Source organism: Nostoc sp. (genome assembly GCF_036917935.1).
Lineage (GTDB): Bacteria > Cyanobacteriota > Cyanobacteriia > Cyanobacteriales > Nostocaceae > Nostoc.
Map to the genome: position 1 here is coordinate 117,137 of NZ_JBALEL010000068.1, position 20,492 is coordinate 137,628.

The window sequence follows — 20,492 nt, forward strand, 5'->3', positions numbered from 1 at the left end:
AGAAACCTAATTAATGACTACATCTAGATTATGAATTTCAGCTTATTTTTCGTGCATTATACCTGGATTACTGTAGCGTTGGCGATTCTTTTTCCAACTTTAGCAGGTGCAGCAACTCCCCCAAAAGCACAGAATTCCTCAAGCTCTGTACAAGTTCCCGATCGCCTCAACCCCAATCCCAATCCTCTGCAATTTCCTACCAAACCGGAGGAAGTAAAAATTCAGGCAACTGTGCCAATCAGTTTGGCACAGGCTTTAGAACTAGCAAAACGCAACAATCGAGACTTACAGGTAGCCATATTACAGCTAGAACGCAGTCGCTCGTCGCTACGTGAGTCTCAAGCTGCCTTGTTTCCTACTCTGGGACTCAACAGTAGTGTGACTAACAATGGGAATGGTTTTACACGCAATTCATCTCAATCCAGCACCTCTTTTAATGGTTCAGCACAACTGAATTATAATCTCTATACTTCTGGGAACCGACAAGCGACTATCCGAGCCGCAGAGGAACAGCTACGGGTAGATGAATTAAATGTTGAAAGTCAGTCTTTGACAATTGGGTTGAATGCCACGACTCAATACTACGATTTGCAACAAGCAGATCAACAAGTAAGAATTAATCAGTCTGCTGTGGCAAATGCCCAGGCTAGTTTGCGGGACACTCAAGCCAGAGAACAGGCTGGAGTAGGTACGCGGTTCGATGTGCTGCAAGCTCAGGTGAATTTAGCAAACGCCCAACAACAACTGACTAATGCTATCTCACAACAGCAAATTGCCCGTCGTCAGCTTGCCACGTTGTTAAGTTTGTCGCAGTCAGTTGATATCAGTGCCTCAGATCCTGTACAATTGGCGGGTCTTTGGTCGCAGACGGTAGAACAAAGTATTATCCAAGCGTTTCAAAATCGTCCAGAGTTGCAACAGTTTTTGGGACAACGTAATATTTCCGAGCAACAGCGACGACAGGCACTTTCACAGCTAGGGCCGCAAATTAGTTTGGTCGGCAACTACAACCTGCTAGATCGGTTTAACGATGGCGTCAGCATTACTGATGGCTATTCAGCCGGAATTCAAGGAAATCTAACTTTGTTTGATGGGGGAGCAGCAAGAGCAAAGGCGGCTCAGTCGAGAGCTAATATTGCGATCGCAGAGACTCAATTTGCTAGCCAGCGCGACCAAATTCGCTTTGATGTAGAACAGTACTACTCTCAATTGCAATCGAATTTAAATAATGTGCAGACTTCTAGTGTGGCTTTAAATCAAGCCAGGGAAGCTCTGAATTTAGCAAGGCTGAGGTTTCAAGCTGGTGTGGGCACTCAAACAGAGGTGATTGATGCTGAAAATGACCTGACAAGAGCAGAAGGTAATCGAGTCGCAGCTATTTTGGATTACAATCGCGCTCTAGCTAATTTACAAAGATCGGTAACATCCAGGGCTTCGCGCTAAGGCCAAATCATTAGACATCTGGTGAAATTAAATATGCATTATCCAGAAGCATTGTAGAGACATAGCATTGCTACGTCTCTACATTCTTTTTTACTGCAATGTCTATTAAATAAATGTATCTAAGCTGAGAACAACTATGGCACAGTAATTACTGCTACTGGGCAATGGGCTTTACTCAGAATTGCATCGACTCTATGACCGAAGAAAACGCGACCCGTAACCATTCGGATATTACTCCCCAGAATAATTAGGTTAACTTCCTGGGTTTTGGCAAACTTGAGGATTTCCCTTTCTGGGCTGGTTCCTTGAAGAATATAAGTTTTGACATCAGCACCCAGATTGCGGCCAATTGCTGCTTGCTGTTCGAGCATATCATGGGCAATTTCTTTCACTGGAGCTAGCGATCGCTGTTCGTAAAGAATATACTCAACCTGTGGCAAATTAATCACATTAACGATCATCACTAATGCCCCGGTTTGAGCTGCGATCGTACTTGCCATCTCTACGGCATTTTTGCTGTATTCTGTCCCCACCGTTGGCACCAGAATCTTTTTCAGCTGTTGTTGAGCGATGTTGCATATCTCGCCTTTGGGTTGGGGTAGGTGCGACTTCACCACCATTGTTGCACAAGGCGCTTCTTGAACAACCCGGTCAACAAGCAAATTGAACAATGCTTTTTGGGGCCTTATCTGTTCAGAAGCTCCCAGTACAATCAAGTCATAGTTTTTGTTCGCTTCATTCAGAATTACCTCCACTTTATTACGCCCAGACTCAGTTTTTGTTTGCAGGGCGGTATCAGCAGGTAACTGCATTTCCTCAGTGACAGAAGCTAGAGCTTGCTCGGCGGTGGTATCTTTAACTTGGGTTGCCTCCATTCGGCGGGCTTTGTTTTGAGGCTGCTTATCACTCAGGGCATATAGAGATGTAACTTCTATCGAGTTTTGGTGAGCCATGTAACCGACTAGTTGCGCCGCGAGTTGGATATTGGGGCCACCACTAGTAGGTATTAAGACACGCTGAATCTGCTTGATAAAGCTGCGGCTATCCTGTTCTTCTTGTTCCAAACGTCGAGCTTCCTCTTCACCCATAACCACTTTTGATAAAGTCCAGCGCAGCAGGGGTGGAGCCATTAGGGAAGTAACGATCGCTACCATGACAATAATCGAGTACATCTGGGGATTCAGCACTCCCAAAGATAAACCAATGGTGGCAACGACAATTTCCATCGCCCCGCGAGCATTCATCCCCGAACCCATCGCCAAACCTTCCCAGTGACTCAAGCCACCGACGCGAGAACCAAGGTAAGCACCTGTAAATTTGCCAACACAGGCAACAGCCAGAACAATCAAGCCAAATATCAACGTTTGAGGGACTAACAGAGTTAGTAAATTAACTTTCAAGCCAGCTGAGGCAAAGAAAATTGGCGCGAGAAAGGCTGCTGTGAAGACTTCTAACAGATGTCCCGCTTCATTGCTAAAGCGGCGGGATTGACCTGCCAGAATCCCCAGCACGAAAGCACCTAATGCTGCTTCTAGACCTAATGCGTGGGTAAGTGCTGCTGCCGAGAGGGAAAGAATCAGCACAACCGATATACTAGCGGCAATTCCGCCAACGTAGTCATCAACCCACCGCAAAATCTGATCTACAATGGTACGCCCGATTGTGAAAGCGATCGCTAGAAACAATACCGCTGCACTCACAGAATGGAAAATTGTCCCAAGGTCAAATTTGCCGCTACTAGCTAAACCTGAAACCACAGAAAGTAAAATCCAGCCGATGGTGTCGTCAGTCATCCCAGCAGCTAAGGTAACTTGACCAATGTCACGGCGAATCAGGTTTAAGTCCATCAGCACCTTAGCAATCACTGGTACTGCCGAAATACTCATTGCTGTGGCGATAAATAGACTAAATACCAGTCGCTTATCTGGGTCGGCTAAAAAACTATCTGGTAATAGCCAGCCCAGTCCAAATCCGGTGATAAACGGGACAATAATTCCGCCTAGTGAAATCAGCAGAGCCGTTTTACCCTTACGAAGAATCAGCTTGAGATCCGTCTCCAACCCAGTCACAATCAGCAAAAATAACACGCCTAACCAAGAAATCACCGAAAGTAAATTAGACTGTTCTTGACTTTTGGGAAAGATCAGCGCTTGTAAGTCTGGAAGCAGCAAACCAAATAGAGAAGGGCCAAGCACCACACCCGCCAGTAATTCCCCAACAACAGGCGGTAGGTTAATCCGGCGCATCAACTCACCTAATCCCCGCGCTACCAGAAGCAATAGTGACAGTTGCACCAGCACCAATAGCAGTTCATGATGACCGAGAGGTTTAATTACACCGTCACCTGCTACTTTCTGTGCAGCGAGTACAGGCACTAACATTAGGGACAGGTTTTGCATATAAGCGTCCAAAGGTTGGATTACAAATTTTTAAGCGGTTGTTCAAGTAAATCCTGAAAATGTTTACTTTTACATCGGTCTAGGAGCTTAAACTGTCATTGTCATTCTTAATTAACGGCAAGATTATCATGCGCGATCGCCCGAAGAGGTTGTTTGAAAAGTAATTGGGCGATTTCCAATCGCTAGGGCTAGTATTCATTGAGACTTATTTTCGAGCGCGAACAAAGAATTTTGTAGTGTCTTCCCAAATACCTTGTTCGGTTGCTAGTTTCTCAATTTCTGCTTTGTACTCAACATGCAACTGATTTAATTGCTCTGGTGATAATTTTGACAGCAGTGGATTACCTTTAAAATTTATATTAATTGCTGTCATAGATAATCTGTTATCCCTAAGAGGGCGATAACGTCCTGATGGCTCAATCTTAATTTCGATATCTCTAAAACCTGCTTGATTGAGCAAATTTCGACATTTTTCGGGAGTCCCAAGTGGTTCAAGGATATGTGGTAGCGATACGCCTAAAACTCTAGCGTAGATCCTCTGCTGAAGAAATGCCATAAAAGCAGTTTCGGGAGGACAGGTAAATGCCACAAACCCTCCTGTTTTCAAGAAGCGATACCACTTTTGCAAAGTAGCAAGGATATCAGGAAAAAGTACAATTGCCTCGCAGCAAAAGACAACATCAAAACTACTATCACTAAAGTTGAAATCTTCTGCATCTGCCTCAATCAACTCGATGTTTTGTAATCTTGCTGTTGCAATTTTTTGTCTTGCTTGATGCAACATTCCAGGGGTCATGTCAATTCCAATCACATAGCCCTCTGAACCAACTTTTTCAGATGCAGGAATTGCAACTAAACCTGTTCCAGTCGCCACATCAAGGATTTTCTGTCCCGAATGTAGCGTCACAAATTCAAGTAGAATCTTGGCTTCTAGAGGATGGCGAGTACCTTCTTCATGGTCATAAGTCGTTCTACTACCATAAAATTCTTTTAGTTGCTGCTTATAACTATCTAAATCAGTCATAACCAAATGTCAAATTTTCTCCACTTTATAGTAACTCTTGTTGTGATATTGAGTTGCTCACTGCTGAACCCAACCCTGACAGCACAAGCCGCGACTGGTGCGATGTCTACGACGGGATACGCCTACGCTGTTTACGAACAACGGATAATCCATAGTCCAGATGGGATCGGCAAATATTATATGGGGCGAGAAATTGCCAAAGTTATGGGATATACGGGCGCCAGCTGGCTAGAACGTCCAAGCCGAGAGGGAGAAGAACAGCCAAGCAAGGTAGTCAATGTCCTCAATCTGAAACCTAATGATGTGGTGGCGGATATTGGTGCTGGTACAGGTTACTTAAGCTTTCGCATCGCGCCGTTATTAACAGCAGGTAAGGTGTTGGCTGTAGATGTTCAGCCAGAAATGTTAGAAATCATTGATTTGTTCAAAAAAGAGAAAAATATCACCAATGTTGAGCCTGTTTTGGCAACCCTTACCGACCCGAACTTACCACCTGAAAGTGTCAATTTAGCTCTGATGGTGGATGCTTATCATGAACTTGAGTATCCCCAAGAAGTGATGCAAGGAATTGTGAAAGGACTTAAACCAGGTGGTCGGGTGGTTTTGGTTGAGTACCGGCGTGAAAATCCCTTTATTATGATTAAAAAACTCCACAAAATGACTCAAAAGCAAGTCCGTAAAGAAATGCAAGCTGTTGGTTTAGTTTGGCGGGAAACTAAAAATTTGTTACCTGAACAGCATTTAATGGTCTTTGAGAAACCTGATTATAGCGATTTAGTGACAAAATGAGGCTTGGGCGGTAGGTCTGTAGAAAAATATGCACTAAGAGGTTGTTTTAAAAGTGGTTAGCTGTGATTTTCAGCACATCTTGATCCCCCCTAGCCCCCCTTAAAAAGGGGGGAAAACTTCTTAAAGTCCCCCAATTTATCGGGGGATTTAGGGGGATCTAAAACTTTTTGCTACCAACAACAGGACTTGTTCATTCATCCTCTAAGTCATAATAAAGTAAGACTCCTTGCCAGAGCAGAAAATCATGGTCAACCTATCACTCAAGCAGCGAATTCCCCCTTTAGAAAATGGCGATCGCCTGACTCGCTACGAATTTGAACGACGCTATCAAGCAATGTCCCGTCATCAAAAGGCAGAATTAATTGAAGGAGTTGTATACTTGGCATCCCCATTACGCTTTGAAAGTCATGCTGAACCACATGGTCATACAATCACTTGGTTAGGAGTTTATGAAGCATCAACCCCTGGTGTGAGATTGGGAATTGAGCCAACAGTCCGCTTAGATCGAGACAATGAACCGCAACCCGATGGAGTGCTATTAATAACGCCAACATCTCAAGGACAATCTCGTTTGAGTCATGATGATTACATCGAAGGTGCGCCAGAACTCGTAATAGAGATAGCAGCTAGCAGTGTTGCTATTGATTTACATGACAAGAAAAAAGTCTATGGCCGTAATGGGGTAAAAGAATACATTATTTGGCAAATATTTGAAAATAGATTAGATTGGTTTCGCCTGGAACAAGGAGAATATATGTCTTTAGAAGTGGATGCGGATGGAATTATCAAAAGTCAAGTATTTCCTGGTTTGTGGTTATCAATGTCAGATTTACTTGCTGGCAATATGCAGCAAGTATTGACTGTATTGCAGTTGGGATTAAATTCGCCAGAACATCAAATATTTGTGCAGCAGTTGTCTGGGGAAGGAAGATAGTTAATCAGAATTCAGGAGTCAGAATAGTTAAAGACTCAGGAAAAGATTTGATGAAGATTTTGACATCAGTCTATTTTTTGGGGAATGAGGCTGGCGCTTTTTGTTGCACTATCCCAAACAATCCAGCTAATAGAATTATCTAAATCATCGGGGCTATTTGAAACTTTAAAATATAGCTTTTCTGCGCCTTTAGTTTCAATGGCAAAGTCGGCATTTTGAGCATAAACGACTATAAAACCTTTGTCTCGCAAACAATACATCGCCCAGGCTTTCAATGATTGCTTGTATGGTTCGTGTGGAATTGGCGGTTTTGTGATTGTGTCTTCAATTAATTGAAATCTTTGTATGAGTTTCGCGGTCATAGTAGATACTTTTGTTATTACCCTTAAGTTAACTAGCTTCTGGATCGCAACGAATTTCAATCATAAAGCCATCTGGATCGTAAAAATACACTCCTCTACCAGTAGGACGAGTGACTGGGCCGTATGCGATCGCTATTTTATTTTCTCCGATCACTGTCACCGCGCGATCGAATAACTGCGGATCGATGTCAAAGGCTAGATGGTACGCTCTGGTGAAGGTCTTTTCTGGGTCTGGATTTGGTGGTGATAATTGTGGTTCCCCAAATAAATCTAGAATTGTACCATCCGGGGTGATGAAGTTGGCTACTTTCCCAGATGCGACAAGTTCCACCAGAGTTGCGGGTACTTCGTCCCCTGTGAGTTCGTGCAAACCCAAGATAGTGCCATAAAAGTAGCGGGACGCTTGCATATCCTGGACGTTGAGGGCAATGTGATGCACTTTACGCAGATTTCCTGGCGCAAGGACACTGTTCACTGATTGGGTGCTAGATAGCATAATCAAATAAAATCTCAATACTACGATAGAAGTTGAACTTTTTTTTAAAGTTTACTATTCCTAATAAAAATCTATCATGGCTTTTGATTATTCTTTAGACTTTAAAAATATCGATTTTCGCCAACACCCGGAACTCTATCGTGTTGGCAAGGGTGAGCAGGGTGTGCTTTTGGTAGAACCATACAAATCAGAAATCCTTCCTTACTGGCGGTTCAAAACTCCTGAGATTGCTAGAGAGTCGAGTGAAAAAATCTACGAGATTTTTCTTGATTATTTAGATAAAAATGATTTTGTCGGCGCAGATATGGCACGGAAATTTATCCAAATGGGTTATACTCGCTCTCGCCGTTATGCTAATCATAAAAGCGGCAGAAAGTATAAACAAAATTCGGAAGGTTCCGGTTCCAAAAAAGAAATTCTTCCTTATGAAGTAGACCCAGTGAAAGCGGAATCAGCAGCAATATTTAAAGCCAAGTGGATACAAGCAAAGACAAATGATAAATATCAAGAGCTTTTAGCCAAGCATAAGCAGATGTATAAAGTAGATTAGCTGTCTGTCAAGTTGAAACTTATTTTTGCGATCATCTTCGTGTTGCTCTTGAAGACTTGTGAATGAGTCTTTGATCCTCGTGAACGTGGTATTGTCACCAACTAATTTTAGATTAACGCGATCGCATTTCTGACTTTTCACGTTATGTGGAAAAGTCCACCGAAAACCTAACCCCCTAACCTCCTTTCCGACGCGGTAAGGGGTAAAATTCAAAGTCTATCCCCTAAAAGGAGAGAGAAATAGAAGTGAGGTTTCCACAGTAACCTTCACCGTATTATCGCCGATATTCGTCGCCACAATCGCCGATTAGCTGATATAAATCGCGTGATTGGCGAGATACTGCATTGATGCGATCGCGATCGTCAGCATCTAAACTAAAACTAAATACTTTAGCGTTATCTTCTATATGTTCAGATACGCCAAGTCTAGCACCAACTATCACACCTCCCACAGTTGGCTGATCTAAAATGTAACGCACCGCTACGTTGGAAATGCTTACCCCATGCTTATTACCAATTTCCTTCAGGATAGCCAGCAACTCTTGAAATAATTGCCAACCACCCCAAGCATCGATCATATTTTTATATTTTTTCAAACTAGCAGTAGCTAGATCAATTCCTCGCGGTTCCGGTTTACCCAAATAGTTTTCTGATAACAAAGCGCCGCACAGTGTACCGTAAGTAAAAAGCTTTATGTCATGCTTTTGACAAAACTGCACCATATTAACTTCGGGACGGCGATCAACAAGGGAAAATTGTACTTGGTTAGAAACTATTTTGATACCTGCTTCGGTAATAATCTTCAAGTTTTCCGTGTCAAAATTAGTTAAACCTAGATGCTTAATTTTACCCTCAGTCTGAAGTTCTGCCATATATTTGAGGGCATCCAGGTAATTTTTATCCTGATATTCCCACCAATGAAATTGCATCAAATCTAACGATTGCACATTCATCCTTCTCAGGGAAATATCAATATTTTCCTCGACAAGTTTTTTCGTCATTTTGCCTGGACGAGGCACCCATTTTGTAAAAGCCTGCACCTGAGATAAAGCATCTTTCCCACGAGTATCAATTAGTTGACAGCGAAACTCACCAATAAAATCTTCTGCCGGGCCATAATGATCTGCTAAATCCCAAGTAGTAAAACCTGCATCTAAATATTGAAACATAGTCTCAATGGCAGCTTGGGGACTAATCCTTCCGTGTGCGCCAGAGACTTGCCACATACCATTTAAGATGCGGCAGATGTTTAAATCAGGAGTGAATTGGAGACGGCTAGCTACGGGTAAGTTCATTTTCAAGTTTAGGAGTGAGAAGAGTTAATGATTAGTGAGTTGACAAGCGGGTTTTTACAGCCTTCTTCATTTTATTATGAATGATTTCGGACTGTAAGAGTTAATAACTACTAAAGTCTTAACTCCCAATTCCTAACTTTCTAACGCCAGCCTTTTTCAGCTTGTTCGAGAACGTAAGCAGCAACGTCTTGAATTTGCTGTTCAGTAAGACGCTTTTTGTAGGCTGACATATTATTTTTACCATTGGTAACTATAGATGTAACTGCCTCTATTGAATCCATACCATACTTTTTCAGGGCTTGCTTTTTAAGATTTTTACCTCGCCTGATTATGTTGTTACCGTTGATATGACAACCAGCACAATGAATACTAAATATTTGTTCACCATTAACTGTGTCTGCTGCACTTGCAGGTAAAGTAAAAGTACTGATGAATAACCAAAACGTTACTAATACTAATGTGAGTAGTTTTTTCAATTAACTTCTCCAGATGTTGACATACTGGTTGCAGGCATAAGTATCATAACCAATACTAGAGGGATTCAAAGTCAGTTGTAAATCCCGCAAAATTTGCACAATCTTCTTGAAAAGCCTCTGCATCGCTAACATCCTCAATTTTATAGGACATGATGCGTGTACCATCTGGCATTTTTTTGGAACCAATCAATTCACCTTGATATTTCGCTGCGATCGCTTTAAAATCAGTACCATAAAGCTTCCAGGCATCACCCGAACAAGTAATATTTACTCGCCACATATATCACTCTCAATTACTACCACTAAATATTCATCATCTCACAAATCGGCAACATGCTACACATCACCTCTTTGGGACTGGAATTTTCTATCTAAAGGAAGTGCCTAGCTCAATCAGGCTACGCCATAATGTGTGTGTAGGAACATCTCTAGATAATTTTATCCAAATTAGTTAAATCCCAAGAGTTGAAAATGCCTAACAATATCAAACAACAAATTCAAGCAGACCTGCAACAAGCTAAAGAAACCGGACAATTAAGAACTGACCGGATTCGAGAAATTGTAAAATCCGCAGTTTCTCAAGTGGCGTCTGAGTTTAAACAAGGTTCTAGTGAAGTTCGTAGCATTGTGAGAGATGCAGTTTCTGCTGTAATTGAAAACTTCCAAGAAAAAGGTAGCGAACTCAAAGAAAAAGGTACCGAACTCAAAGATGAAGTGACAGCTTCGATTGAAGGAGCGCTGGAAGGAATTAATAGTCAAAGACACGAAAACATTGCTAAAACTCAGATAGATATAAAGCGGCTACAGGCTCAACTGGATGGTGAAGAAGAACAACTCCAGCAAGAGGTTGATGTAATCTTGGCAGAGATTGAAGAGACGGGTAAGGAAAGACCTGCGAGTACCAAAACTGCAATTGATTCTGCTGTCAATGCTATTAAAGATAGTGATGAAGTAGGATTGTTAAAGAAACGTTACGCGCAACTGCAAGCGCAGCTAGCCATTGTTCGAGCTAACTTAGCTGCACGCTATGGCGGACGTTCTATGGAAGTTCAAGATTATCTAGACGAGGCTAAACACTGGTATGATAAAGCTCGTCCTCAAGCAGAATCTATGGCTGTGCAGGTAGAAGAAAAGCGATCGCAACTAGAAGATAAACTGGGTGAAGCTGGTACCTCTCTAGCAAGAAAAGAGCGCCAAATCAAACAAACGTTAAGAGACTTACTCTTAACCGCAGCTGACTTGTTCAAAGATAAAGAACCTGCTGATAAAGAACGGGAGACTATTCATAAATAGACTGCTTTGGCGTTTAATTGACTTAGAAAACTAGGGTGGGCAATTTCCACCCTATTTTAGTTTGTTGATAAAATTTAATTACAGTCGGGGCGCACATCTGTACGCCTCTACTGTAATTAGGAAAAATATCTCGTTCTCAGTCTCTGACTGGGAATGCATAATGAGAGGCTCCGCCTCTTGACTTGCGGCAGAACCGCAATGAGGTACATTTCCAGCCAGAGACTGGAAACGAGGTTTTAACGGCAGATTGCATACATAAAAAGTGGTGCGTTACGGTGTAACACCTAACGCACCCTACTTAATTAGAAGTCCCTAAAATTAATCTTGCGTATTAGTAAATACGTCCTTCTTGATTAACTTGTTCTTCATGCTTGGCGATAACCCAAATTGCATGAATACTACCGGGAAGCCAGCCTAGAACTGTTAGCAAAATGTTGATAAACAGAGTCGGGCCAACTCCAACTGTCAAGAAAACGCCTAACGGGGGAACTAACAAACCTAGAAGAAAACGAACTAATTTCATGATGTTACAACTTTGTGATTTTGTTTAATTACATTCATTTGCGGATGGCGAATTAGGAAATCCACCTTCGGAGATTTTATGTAGGCTAGAAACGTGATCTAACTGGCACTTATACTCCTTCTAACTTATCTAGAAGAAGGTAATTCAGCTTGATTCTTTACATCACCACCACTAGTTAAAAGGTTTCTTTCAACAAAGTAGTTGTTAATGAAGGTGTTAGCAAAAGTTAGAATTACTGGACCGAGAATGAAACCAATAATTCCGCGAACTGCGAACCCAGGAACTAGCACTGCTGCTAACCAGAAACACAAACCGTTGACGATGAGCGAAAATGCTCCAAATGAGAGAAAGTTAAGTGGCAGAGAAAGAGCAGACAGAACTGGTTTAACTGAACCGTTAATTAGACCAATTACTAAAGCGGCAATTAAAGCTGCGGGGAAATTAGCAATATTAACGCCTGGAACAACTAAATCAACAATCAACAGGCTCAAAGCTGTGGCTAGGGCGGTTAAAAATGGAGTCAACATTGTTTTTACCTAATAACTAGAGATGTTTTGTTTACAACTTCTTATATCATCTTTAACTATCTGCTAGGGTTTCACCTCTCTTGCAAGATAGAATTTCCTTCTACCATTAGGTCTATCATTGAGAAAACTACATGGGTTCTCAATACATCGTATGGGCGCACATCTCTACACCCATACATTTAGACATAGGAGTAGAGACGTAGCAGTGCTACGTCTCTACAAGGGTTCTGGATAACGCATATTACTTTGTGGAGATGTCTAACGTATTGCAATATTTTTAAGGGTGCATTAAACAAATTTAACGCACCCTTAAAATTTAAGATTAATTTAATGTCACACCGCAAAAATCACTCAGATTTTCCCGACTCAGGCTTATAGTAAAGGGCTGATTTATATAAGACTTGTTCTTGATGGGTTTGTAAAGTGCAATCAGACAAAGGGTAAGTTACACAAGTAACAACATAACCAGCCTGGATTTCGCTTGGACGGAGAAACTTTTGCTCACTTTGATCAACATTACCACTAATAAGTTTCGCAATACACGCAGAACATTCGCCTTGTTTACACCCAGATGGGAGGCGGATACCAGCTTCTTCCGCCATATCGAGAATATATTGATCATCTGGTACTGGAATGGTGCGATCTAATCCAAGTGTAGGATTGATAAATCGAACTTGATAAACTGCCATCTGTTGTTTCTAATTATTGCTTAATTGTTTTCATCGACAAACTAATCCGTTTGAGTTTCTCGTTGATTTCTAACACCTGCACTTTGACTACTTGTCCAACTTTGACCACTTTGTTGGGATCGTCTATAAATCTATCAGCAAGTTGGGATATATGCACCAAGCCATCTTGATGTACGCCGATATCGACAAAGGCACCGAAGTTGGCGACGTTCGTCACAATTCCCTCTAGTTCCATTCCCACCTTTAAGTCTCTGATTTCCTTAATTCCTTCTCTGAAGGTGGCATACTTAAACTCAGCACGAGGATCTCTACCTGGTTTTTCTAGTTCGCTGAGAATGTCTCGCAGTGTGGGTTCGCCGACGCTATCGGTAACGTATTTCTTCAGGTTGGTCTTTTTGAGTTTTTCGGCAATTTGTGTCACCTGATTTAATGGCACATTTAGATCAGATGCGATCGCTTCTACTACAGAATAACTCTCTGGATGCACTGCTGTATTATCTAATGGGTTGTCACCGCCGCGAATCCGCAGAAAACCCGCTGCTTGTTCAAAGGCTTTCGGCCCCAATTTGGCAACTTTCAACAGTTGTCGGCGATTTTTAAAGGCTCCATGCTGGTTGCGATGGCTGACAATATTATTAGCTACTGTTGCCGTAATCCCAGAGACGGATGTCAGAAGTTCTTTGGAAGCGGTGTTTAAGTCTACGCCGACGTAGTTCACGCAGCTTTCTACAGTGTCATCCAATTTCTTTTTCAACAACTTCTGATCGACATCGTGCTGATATTGTCCCACACCAATGGATTTGGGATCGATTTTCACCAGTTCTGCCAAAGGGTCTTGTAAACGGCGACCGATGCTAATCGCACCACGCACAGTAATATCTAAATCGGGAAACTCTTCCAGTGCTACAGTACTCGCAGAATATATAGATGCGCCAGACTCATTCACCATTACCTTAACTGGTTTGCGTTCTATGGTTTCTAAAATTTGCGTGACAAATTCCTCTGTCTCGCGGGACGCTGTACCGTTACCGATGGCGATTAACTCAATTTTGTACTTTTCAATCAGATTTTTGACAGTTTGTGCCGCTTTGAGTCGTTGTTCAGCCGCTTGGTGGGGAAATACCGCTTGGTATTCCAAAAATTTTCCAGTTTGGTCGAGGACTGCAACTTTACATCCAGTTCTAAATCCAGGGTCTATCGCCAGCGTGGGTTTCATCCCTGCTGGTGCAGACAGCAGCAACTCCCGCAGATTAGTTTCAAATGTTTTGATTGATTCTATGTCTGCATAAACTTTATTCTCAGAAATTACCTCTCCCATGAGAGAGATTTTCATCAAGCGGTTGAATGCATCCTTCAACATCGCCTGATAAAAATCCCGAATTGTCCGAACTTTGGTTTTAATTTCTTTCGACTCCAGATAGTAAAGTACCGTATCCTCATCGAAAGCAATTTCAAAGCTTAATATTTTTTCAGTTTCACCCCGACACAACGCCAGCATATTGTGAGGTGCAATATTTTTTACCCGAATTTGATAGTTACGGTACATCTCAAATTTGGTTGTACCTTCAGGATAATCATCTTTGATGCGGGAGACAAATACCCCTTCTGCTAAAAGATAGTCGCGGATATATGCGCGTAACTCAGCTTTTTCAGCTACTTCTTCCGCCAAAATATCAGCAGCACCTTTGAGTGCTTCTTCTGCTGTTTTTACTCCCTTGGTTTCCGAAATATACTTAGCTGCTGCTTCCTCCAGAGAAGCCGTTGCAGCATTTTTGAGATTTAGCGACTTGATGAACTCTGCTAGTGGTTCGAGTCCTTTCTCTCTGGCGATAGTGGCGCGGGTGCGTCGTTTTGGTCGATAGGGTAAGTATAAATCCTCAAGTTCGGTTTTTTGTAAGCAGGATGAGATTTTGGCTTTGAGTTCATCTGTAAGTTTACCTTGTTGAGCGATCGCACTTAAAATCACCGATTTTCGTTCTTCCAGTTCTGTTAAATAAGTATATCGATCAGCCAGTTCACGTAGTTGCACTTCATTCATCTCATCGGTGCGCTCTTTGCGGTAACGTGCAATAAAGGGAATTGTTGCACCCTCCGCCAAAAGTTCCAGCGCGTTTTGCACCTGATGGGATTTGAGGTTTATTTCAGTTGCCAGTAGTTGAGGAATGTTCAGCATTAGGTGTCTAAAATGAAAATGCTACTTCTAAAGGTAATATGCTAGATCCTTATCCTGGCGCAAGGCCAAAGTTTTAAGCTAATTTACCTTATGATTGCTCACAAGAGTGCAATTAGCGAAATAGACAAAACCCACCTACGCAAGTTTTAAACCTTTTCAATCTGTGTAGATGAACAATAGTTTGTATAGCTGAGTCGGGAAAACGGCAAAAGTAGCGTCACCGGAAGGAATTGTCTGTTCCTAAACACTACGCGATTTGGTGTAACTTCTCGTACCTACTTTTAAAACTTGCTACGCATACCATCGACCACACAAAAAAGATCTGTCAAGCTTTTAGGCGCTTCATCTGTCACAATAATTATTCCAATTGGCGTAATATAGAACGTTGCGTAATCTGGACTTTCTATAATATTTATTTCGAGCGACTGTTGTAGCTAAAACCTTATTGGATGTAGAATTAACAACACTTCCAAAAAATTTGTTCTAAAAACACTACAACCTTTAGTTCAGAGGTTATAAAAATGCCTTTGTTTTTCTTGATACCACTATGTACTGCTTTAGCTACTGGCTACTTCTTCAAAAAGAGTACTGATGAAATTGCATATCTTGCAGGTGTATTTGCAGCTATTAGCTTGATTTTAAGTCTAGTATTAGCACCTTGGCAGATTCAGTTTGGATTGTTAATCATTGTCTTCGTCATTACCAACAGACTTTTGCAGGATAATGAGTCCAAACAATAGGAAAACAACCTAGAGAAACCTCTACCCCGCTGAGAAAACTTGGCGAACTACTAGTTCTGTCTGAATCTATCTGAATTTGGATGGAGATTTTTGTCGATAGATAGAAAACAAATTCAGACTCGCCATTGTCATTTATAAATTCTTGCTGTAATTTAATGTAGTTTTGGCGCTGTATTGTTCAGTATAAGCACTGCTATTCAAGTTTCAATTTTGCTTTCGCAAACTCTTAGCGTTGCATTTATCGAGTCTAATACTAAGTCCCTACTTTTAGAAGTTTAATACCTAGAAACTGCTTCATCAAATGTACAAATTTTCAAAACAAAAATTCATATAGAGGAGAATTTTTATTTTATGAAGTTTTTGTTTAAGTGTATTTTCAGTAGATAAATTTTTGATAAAGTATAGCGATAAATTTGCAACATGCCTTTATCGTGGTATTCTAGTAAGTAATTACATGTAACAATAAATTTGGAGAAAAAAACCCTAGTTAAAATTACGAGGAAGGATCAAGCAAACCTAATACTAAATAGTTTAGAAATATCTCAAATTCAATCCAAGCAACTTCAGCTCGAAGTTAATTAGCCAAAGCTAATTTGCATTAGTTATTTTGTGTAAAAGTTTCCATTTGGACATTCAGTAAAATTTTCTATAAACCTGTAAAGCGCATTACTGTAGATTGATTCATCTATCTCTCTATGATTTATGCAGCCAACCAGACTTGTATTACTTATTGTGTTCTCATGTCCAAAAATAACACGTATACACAGTCCATTTGAGTAAAGATTTTTATGAATCGGCTTAATTGCCAGCCGAGATTACAGATATATCTGTGAGCCGGGAGAAATTTTATGATATATCAGTAAATTAATCAACTTTCATGGAGAAAATAGAGAACATTTATCAATCCAGCTAGGTTTTATAGCTTGAGAAGATCAATAGTATCTTCAACAAGATTTATACAGCAGGATACAACTGATGAAAGTTAATAAATGGATTAATCAAAAATTCTGGCAATCCATTTTTATTCGTTTAGGTGCATCTATTAAATATGTGGGTGGAATCGGAGTTCAGCATCAGCGATGTCTACGACGGGCTACGCCTAAGCGCACTGCTAAACTTTGTGTAGAGAGAATTTGAGGGCTTTGCCCTCATACTTCGCTATGTCTGCATCCACTATGACCTAGATATTGCGATCGTTTCACTAAAAGTAGTATTGCAGCAAAACTGGCTAGCACGAAAAATATCTGTAATTTACAGTTGGGTAAACTCTAAATTGATTGTGCCAATTGCCAAGCAATAAAACTGGTTTGCTTGGGAGTATAACCCAGTCAAACAATTGAACGTGCTTTACTCAGAATCATATCGAACGCTGCGATGATAGAGCAACCATCCTGGAAATTGTATAGTATTTAGTTTCTAACTCTAGGACATGATCTTTAACGGTCATTTTGATATCAGTCCCTTCAACATAGCCTTCCTAATTTTGTTGTCTATTTACTGAAGTGGAGGTCGAATTGCAGAGAAGGTGTTGCCGAGATATGAAACGTTCAAAACAACGGGCTTTTTACTGTCTGGTTCATACCCACTATCTCGATTAAGGCAAAGTACTATGAAATCTATGTCGCAAATTTCAGACTTTAAAATAATTCCTTATATCATCCTCTTTGTCAGTATTGTATTTAGTATTTGTGGGCAATTGCTGATGAAACATACCATGAGTAGTACAAATGAGGGAGTATTTACTTGGGGATTTATTCAACAATTAGCATTAGCTATTACTGTCTATTGCTTAGGAATAGTAAATTGGATATTAGCTCTACGCTCTGTAAAGTTGAGCATTGCTTATCCACTGACTAGTTTAAATTATGTGGGAATATTTTTCGGTTCATACTACTTTTTTCATGAAGTGATTACACGAACTCGAATAGAAGGAGTTATCACTATTTTTATAGGTATTCTTTTAGTAGTTAATCCGATCAAAAAGTTAAAATTTAGATGATTTTATAGTTATTTATACCACAAAATTGCAAAATGAGTATCTTTACTTGGCTAAATTTAATACTTGTCGTTTTGTTTGGAACAACAGCGCAACTCTCACTCAAGTATGGACTTCACATTTCTAGCCCTACTAAGGGAGAAAGCGGATCTCTCAAAAATCTCTTATTATCTCGTTATTTTTTGATTTGGTTTATCTGCTATGCATTTATGACTATATTGTGGCTTTATGTATTGCGGACAATTCCTTTAAGTCAAGCGTTTCCAGTTTTAGGATTAATGTATGCACTTGTACCAATTGCTTCTCACTATATTTTAAAAGAGGAGGTTGTGTTTAGCCAGTGGTTAGGAATTTCCATTATTATAAGTGGCGTAATTCTAGTTGTAAATTAATAGCTTAATAGGGAAATAATCAGGTTATTAATATTAATAATTTCTGAATATAATCCTCAAAAACATCTTCATCAAATCTAAATTTAATTTATGAATATAGGCATCATTGGCGGAGGCATAACTGGGCTGGTATTAGCTCAACGTCTTTCCCATCAAGGACATACAGTCACTGTCTTCGAGAGCAACAAGCAGCTTGGAGGACTTACCACCTATCATGATTACGGGTTATTTACCTGGGATCGCTTTTATCACGTTATCCTACCTTCTGATACTCACTTAATAAATTTTCTCAGAGATATTGGTCTTGGAGATAAACTGCGTTGGCATCGAAGTTTAACAGGATTTTATGAGAATAAAAAGTTTTATTCTATTAGTAACACTATAGAGTTTCTGCGCTTTCCTTTATTTGGACTTATAGGTAAAATCAGATTAGCTTTTACTCTCTTGTATGGTTCACGCCTTAATAACTGGCGGCGCTTAGAGAAGATTTTAGTTGAAGATTGGCTATTGAAACTCAGCGGTAAAAACACATACGAAAAGCTCTGGAAACCTTTACTTTTATCCAAATTAGGAGAAAACTATAAGCGAATATCAGCAGTTTTTATCTGGGCTTATATCAAACGACTATTTTCAGCGCGGGATTCTTCATTAAACAAAGAACAACTTGGTTATGTTTCAGGCGGTTACAAAACTGTTTTTGACCATATAGAAAAATTAATTTACGCGGCTGGAGGTCATATCCACACAGGTGTTGCAGTGGAATATATCGCACCTCATCCAGGGGGTGGAATGTGGGTAGAATATCAGGGTAAAAAGGAGCATTTTGATAAAGTAATATTTACTGGGCCAGTGAATATTCTGCAACAGGTTGCTGCTAATGAACTGGTGAAAGTTTCAGACACTGGTGAAACAGTAGAATACTTGGGTGTAATCTGCATGGTACTTATTACTCGTAAGGCTTTAGTTCCTTATTACGTAGTAAATATTGCCGATAGAAATATTCCTTTTACCGGAGTCATCGGTATGAGCAACTTAGTTTCTTTGCAAGAGACAGCAGGATATCACATCACATTCCTACCAAAATATATACTTTCCACTGACCCATTGTTAAAAGAGCCAGATGACGAATTACGCCAAATATTTTTCCAGGGTATACGTTTAATGTTCCCAGAACTCAAAGCAGATGACATTGTGGCAGCACACATTAATCGAGCTATTAAAGTACAGCCACTACAAGTTTTAAATTATTCAAGTTTTGTTCCAAAAGTGAGTACAGAAAACGATGATTTTTTCGTCGTCAATACCTCACAGTTGGTCAATGATAGCGTTAATAACAATGCAGTTGTGCGACAGGTCGATGAATTTCTCAAAAAATCAACATTACTGAATTCTTGAAATGTGAGTAATGATAATTTATTTTAAAAATCACACGAGGTCTTTATGAGTCTTTTTGTTCTTTTACCCGCATATAACGAGCAAGAATCAATTCGACCCTTGTTCAAAAGGTTTCAGACATTGCAGCAAATCTTTAATATGGAGATAGAACTGATTCTTGTTGATGATGGCAGTAGTGATACAACTGCTCAGACTGCTTTAGAAGAATCTCAATCACTGGGTATATTACTGAAATTAGTCCAACATCCTAAAAATGCTGGTTTAGGTCAAGCAATTAAAACAGGTTTCACGACTTTCTTAGAAATTTCCCAAGAAGGTGATTTTTTAGCGGCGATGGATTGCGACAATACTCAACCACCAGAACTCTTAATAAAGATGTATGACACCATGATAGCTGGGAGCTATGATATTGCGATCGCATCTAGATATCGAAAAGGTTCTAAAGTCATAGGATTATCAAAGTTTAGAGAACTGATGAGTTACGGAGCCAGCTGGCTTTTCCGAATTGCAGCCCGTATACCAGGTGTAAGAGACTACACTTGTGGTTACAGGCTCTATAACCGTAATTTCGTCAGTAAACTGGATATGTATTATGGGGACAATCTATTCACTGAAAGTGGATTTGCTTGCATGATAGATTTACTGCTGAAGGCCAAAGTACTCAAACCAAAAATCATAGAAATTCCAATGGTTTTGAGATACGATCAAAAGCCTAGCGCCAGTAAAATGAAAGTTCTTAAAACTATTACTCGAATACTAAAGCTCTTGTTTAAGAATCTAGCATCAACAGAGCCAACTTCCAATTTAGATAGGATTTTCAATGAGCAAGAAACAGCAATAATTCCACTGAAAATTGCAAATCGTAAATAAACCTGAGAAGAAAAGTCTGGATTAAATTAAGTTAATCAGCAAACAAGAATGTATTTCATTTTACACTTACATCCTCAGCGGAGCTTTTCCGGCTCCGCTTTTGAATTCTGACTTCTAAATTCTTCTT

The 20,492-nt window shown here is 40.3% G+C and carries 21 protein-coding genes; 10 read left to right on the forward strand and 11 right to left on the reverse strand.

The window, feature by feature from the left end; translation table 11 throughout:
- The first annotated feature begins 30 nt into the window (after window positions 1–30).
- Entirely contained in the window at window positions 31–1,443 is a 1,413-nt protein-coding gene (locus V7K62_RS30135) for a TolC family protein (protein WP_334870717.1), read from the forward strand.
- A 134-nt stretch (window positions 1,444–1,577) separates the two neighbouring features.
- Here V7K62_RS30135 and V7K62_RS30140 read toward each other — a convergent pair whose 3' ends face one another.
- Together V7K62_RS30140 and V7K62_RS30145 are read right to left on the reverse strand one after the other, a co-directional pair.
- Complete coding sequence (locus V7K62_RS30140) at window positions 1,578–3,842, reverse strand: cation:proton antiporter domain-containing protein (RefSeq protein ID WP_334870719.1); 2,265 nt, start codon at window positions 3,840–3,842, stop codon at window positions 1,578–1,580.
- A gap of 205 nt (window positions 3,843–4,047) precedes the next feature.
- Window positions 4,048–4,866, reverse strand: coding sequence for a class I SAM-dependent methyltransferase (locus V7K62_RS30145; RefSeq protein ID WP_334870721.1), 819 nt, complete (start codon window positions 4,864–4,866; stop codon window positions 4,048–4,050).
- A gap of 6 nt (window positions 4,867–4,872) precedes the next feature.
- Here V7K62_RS30145 and V7K62_RS30150 point away from each other — a divergent pair, with 6 nt between their 5' ends.
- Window positions 4,873–5,655: a class I SAM-dependent methyltransferase gene (locus tag V7K62_RS30150; RefSeq protein ID WP_334870723.1), complete on the forward strand. Its 783-nt coding sequence runs from the start codon at window positions 4,873–4,875 to the stop codon at window positions 5,653–5,655.
- 244 nt (window positions 5,656–5,899) lie between these two features.
- Complete coding sequence (locus V7K62_RS30155; RefSeq protein ID WP_334870725.1) at window positions 5,900–6,589, forward strand: Uma2 family endonuclease; 690 nt, start codon at window positions 5,900–5,902, stop codon at window positions 6,587–6,589.
- Between the two features lie 65 nt (window positions 6,590–6,654).
- Here V7K62_RS30155 and V7K62_RS30160 read toward each other — a convergent pair whose 3' ends face one another.
- Window positions 6,655–6,951, reverse strand: coding sequence for a hypothetical protein (locus V7K62_RS30160; protein ID WP_442937354.1), 297 nt, complete (start codon window positions 6,949–6,951; stop codon window positions 6,655–6,657).
- 28 nt (window positions 6,952–6,979) lie between these two features.
- Window positions 6,980–7,447, reverse strand: coding sequence for a VOC family protein (locus V7K62_RS30165; RefSeq protein ID WP_334870727.1), 468 nt, complete (start codon window positions 7,445–7,447; stop codon window positions 6,980–6,982).
- A gap of 76 nt (window positions 7,448–7,523) precedes the next feature.
- Between V7K62_RS30165 and V7K62_RS30170 the strand changes: the two genes are divergently transcribed.
- Entirely contained in the window at window positions 7,524–7,997 is a 474-nt protein-coding gene (locus V7K62_RS30170) for a DUF4385 domain-containing protein (protein WP_334870729.1), read from the forward strand.
- 274 nt (window positions 7,998–8,271) lie between these two features.
- Here V7K62_RS30170 and V7K62_RS30175 read toward each other — a convergent pair whose 3' ends face one another.
- The 3 genes from V7K62_RS30175 to V7K62_RS30185 all read right to left on the reverse strand — a co-directional run bounded on the left by V7K62_RS30175 (window position 8,272) and on the right by V7K62_RS30185 (window position 10,047).
- A complete protein-coding gene (locus V7K62_RS30175) occupies window positions 8,272–9,291 on the reverse strand; it encodes an aldo/keto reductase (protein WP_334870733.1) in 1,020 nt (339 codons plus the stop codon).
- A 140-nt stretch (window positions 9,292–9,431) separates the two neighbouring features.
- Complete coding sequence (gene petJ, locus V7K62_RS30180) at window positions 9,432–9,767, reverse strand: cytochrome c6 PetJ (protein ID WP_334870735.1); 336 nt, start codon at window positions 9,765–9,767, stop codon at window positions 9,432–9,434.
- Window positions 9,768–9,822: 55 nt separating this feature from the next.
- Window positions 9,823–10,047, reverse strand: a complete 225-nt coding sequence (locus V7K62_RS30185) for a hypothetical protein (RefSeq protein ID WP_334870737.1) — start codon at window positions 10,045–10,047, stop codon at window positions 9,823–9,825.
- A 191-nt stretch (window positions 10,048–10,238) separates the two neighbouring features.
- On the opposite strand from V7K62_RS30185, the gene V7K62_RS30190 reads away from it, so the two are divergent.
- Window positions 10,239–11,060: a histidine kinase gene (locus V7K62_RS30190; RefSeq protein ID WP_334870738.1), complete on the forward strand. Its 822-nt coding sequence runs from the start codon at window positions 10,239–10,241 to the stop codon at window positions 11,058–11,060.
- 331 nt (window positions 11,061–11,391) lie between these two features.
- Here V7K62_RS30190 and V7K62_RS30195 read toward each other — a convergent pair whose 3' ends face one another.
- The 4 genes from V7K62_RS30195 to V7K62_RS30210 all read right to left on the reverse strand — a co-directional run bounded on the left by V7K62_RS30195 (window position 11,392) and on the right by V7K62_RS30210 (window position 14,972).
- Window positions 11,392–11,583: a YqaE/Pmp3 family membrane protein gene (locus V7K62_RS30195; protein ID WP_334870740.1), complete on the reverse strand. Its 192-nt coding sequence runs from the start codon at window positions 11,581–11,583 to the stop codon at window positions 11,392–11,394.
- 125 nt (window positions 11,584–11,708) lie between these two features.
- Window positions 11,709–12,110, reverse strand: coding sequence for a phage holin family protein (locus tag V7K62_RS30200; RefSeq protein ID WP_334870742.1), 402 nt, complete (start codon window positions 12,108–12,110; stop codon window positions 11,709–11,711).
- Window positions 12,111–12,457: 347 nt separating this feature from the next.
- Window positions 12,458–12,799 carry a 2Fe-2S iron-sulfur cluster-binding protein gene (locus V7K62_RS30205; protein WP_334870744.1) on the reverse strand — a complete coding sequence of 114 codons (342 nt, stop codon included), beginning with the start codon at window positions 12,797–12,799 and terminating at the stop codon, window positions 12,458–12,460.
- Between the two features lie 13 nt (window positions 12,800–12,812).
- Window positions 12,813–14,972, reverse strand: a complete 2,160-nt coding sequence (locus tag V7K62_RS30210) for a Tex family protein (RefSeq protein ID WP_334870746.1) — start codon at window positions 14,970–14,972, stop codon at window positions 12,813–12,815.
- A 521-nt stretch (window positions 14,973–15,493) separates the two neighbouring features.
- Between V7K62_RS30210 and V7K62_RS30215 the strand changes: the two genes are divergently transcribed.
- From V7K62_RS30215 to V7K62_RS30235, 5 genes are all read left to right on the forward strand, one after another.
- The gene (locus tag V7K62_RS30215; protein ID WP_104907227.1) at window positions 15,494–15,712 is read left to right on the forward strand and encodes a hypothetical protein; all 219 of its coding nucleotides are present in this window, start codon (window positions 15,494–15,496) and stop codon (window positions 15,710–15,712) included.
- Window positions 15,713–17,321: 1,609 nt separating this feature from the next.
- Window positions 17,322–17,711 carry a DMT family transporter gene (locus V7K62_RS30220; protein WP_334870749.1) on the forward strand — a complete coding sequence of 130 codons (390 nt, stop codon included), beginning with the start codon at window positions 17,322–17,324 and terminating at the stop codon, window positions 17,709–17,711.
- A 32-nt stretch (window positions 17,712–17,743) separates the two neighbouring features.
- Complete coding sequence (locus V7K62_RS30225) at window positions 17,744–18,100, forward strand: EamA family transporter (RefSeq protein ID WP_334870751.1); 357 nt, start codon at window positions 17,744–17,746, stop codon at window positions 18,098–18,100.
- 90 nt (window positions 18,101–18,190) lie between these two features.
- Window positions 18,191–19,495 carry an NAD(P)/FAD-dependent oxidoreductase gene (locus V7K62_RS30230; protein WP_334870753.1) on the forward strand — a complete coding sequence of 435 codons (1,305 nt, stop codon included), beginning with the start codon at window positions 18,191–18,193 and terminating at the stop codon, window positions 19,493–19,495.
- 45 nt (window positions 19,496–19,540) lie between these two features.
- Window positions 19,541–20,365 carry a glycosyltransferase family 2 protein gene (locus V7K62_RS30235; protein ID WP_334870755.1) on the forward strand — a complete coding sequence of 275 codons (825 nt, stop codon included), beginning with the start codon at window positions 19,541–19,543 and terminating at the stop codon, window positions 20,363–20,365.
- Window positions 20,366–20,492 lie beyond the last annotated feature (127 nt).

Bases quoted from the DNA above. Each gene is read 5' to 3' on its own strand.
- V7K62_RS30135 (WP_334870717.1), top strand. From the start codon at position 31: ATGAATTTCAGCTTATTTTTCGTGCATTATACCTGGATTACTGTAGCG.
- V7K62_RS30140 (WP_334870719.1), bottom strand. From the start codon at position 3,842: ATGCAAAACCTGTCCCTAATGTTAGTGCCTGTACTCGCTGCACAGAAA.
- V7K62_RS30145 (WP_334870721.1), bottom strand. From the start codon at position 4,866: ATGACTGATTTAGATAGTTATAAGCAGCAACTAAAAGAATTTTATGGT.
- V7K62_RS30150 (WP_334870723.1), top strand. From the start codon at position 4,873: ATGTCAAATTTTCTCCACTTTATAGTAACTCTTGTTGTGATATTGAGT.
- V7K62_RS30155 (WP_334870725.1), top strand. From the start codon at position 5,900: ATGGTCAACCTATCACTCAAGCAGCGAATTCCCCCTTTAGAAAATGGC.
- V7K62_RS30160 (WP_442937354.1), bottom strand. From the start codon at position 6,951: ATGACCGCGAAACTCATACAAAGATTTCAATTAATTGAAGACACAATC.
- V7K62_RS30165 (WP_334870727.1), bottom strand. From the start codon at position 7,447: ATGCTATCTAGCACCCAATCAGTGAACAGTGTCCTTGCGCCAGGAAAT.
- V7K62_RS30170 (WP_334870729.1), top strand. From the start codon at position 7,524: ATGGCTTTTGATTATTCTTTAGACTTTAAAAATATCGATTTTCGCCAA.
- V7K62_RS30175 (WP_334870733.1), bottom strand. From the start codon at position 9,291: ATGAACTTACCCGTAGCTAGCCGTCTCCAATTCACTCCTGATTTAAAC.
- V7K62_RS30185 (WP_334870737.1), bottom strand. From the start codon at position 10,047: ATGTGGCGAGTAAATATTACTTGTTCGGGTGATGCCTGGAAGCTTTAT.
- V7K62_RS30190 (WP_334870738.1), top strand. From the start codon at position 10,239: ATGCCTAACAATATCAAACAACAAATTCAAGCAGACCTGCAACAAGCT.
- V7K62_RS30195 (WP_334870740.1), bottom strand. From the start codon at position 11,583: ATGAAATTAGTTCGTTTTCTTCTAGGTTTGTTAGTTCCCCCGTTAGGC.
- V7K62_RS30200 (WP_334870742.1), bottom strand. From the start codon at position 12,110: ATGTTGACTCCATTTTTAACCGCCCTAGCCACAGCTTTGAGCCTGTTG.
- V7K62_RS30205 (WP_334870744.1), bottom strand. From the start codon at position 12,799: ATGGCAGTTTATCAAGTTCGATTTATCAATCCTACACTTGGATTAGAT.
- V7K62_RS30210 (WP_334870746.1), bottom strand. From the start codon at position 14,972: ATGCTGAACATTCCTCAACTACTGGCAACTGAAATAAACCTCAAATCC.
- V7K62_RS30215 (WP_104907227.1), top strand. From the start codon at position 15,494: ATGCCTTTGTTTTTCTTGATACCACTATGTACTGCTTTAGCTACTGGC.
- V7K62_RS30220 (WP_334870749.1), top strand. From the start codon at position 17,322: ATGAAATCTATGTCGCAAATTTCAGACTTTAAAATAATTCCTTATATC.
- V7K62_RS30225 (WP_334870751.1), top strand. From the start codon at position 17,744: ATGAGTATCTTTACTTGGCTAAATTTAATACTTGTCGTTTTGTTTGGA.
- V7K62_RS30230 (WP_334870753.1), top strand. From the start codon at position 18,191: ATGAATATAGGCATCATTGGCGGAGGCATAACTGGGCTGGTATTAGCT.
- V7K62_RS30235 (WP_334870755.1), top strand. From the start codon at position 19,541: ATGAGTCTTTTTGTTCTTTTACCCGCATATAACGAGCAAGAATCAATT.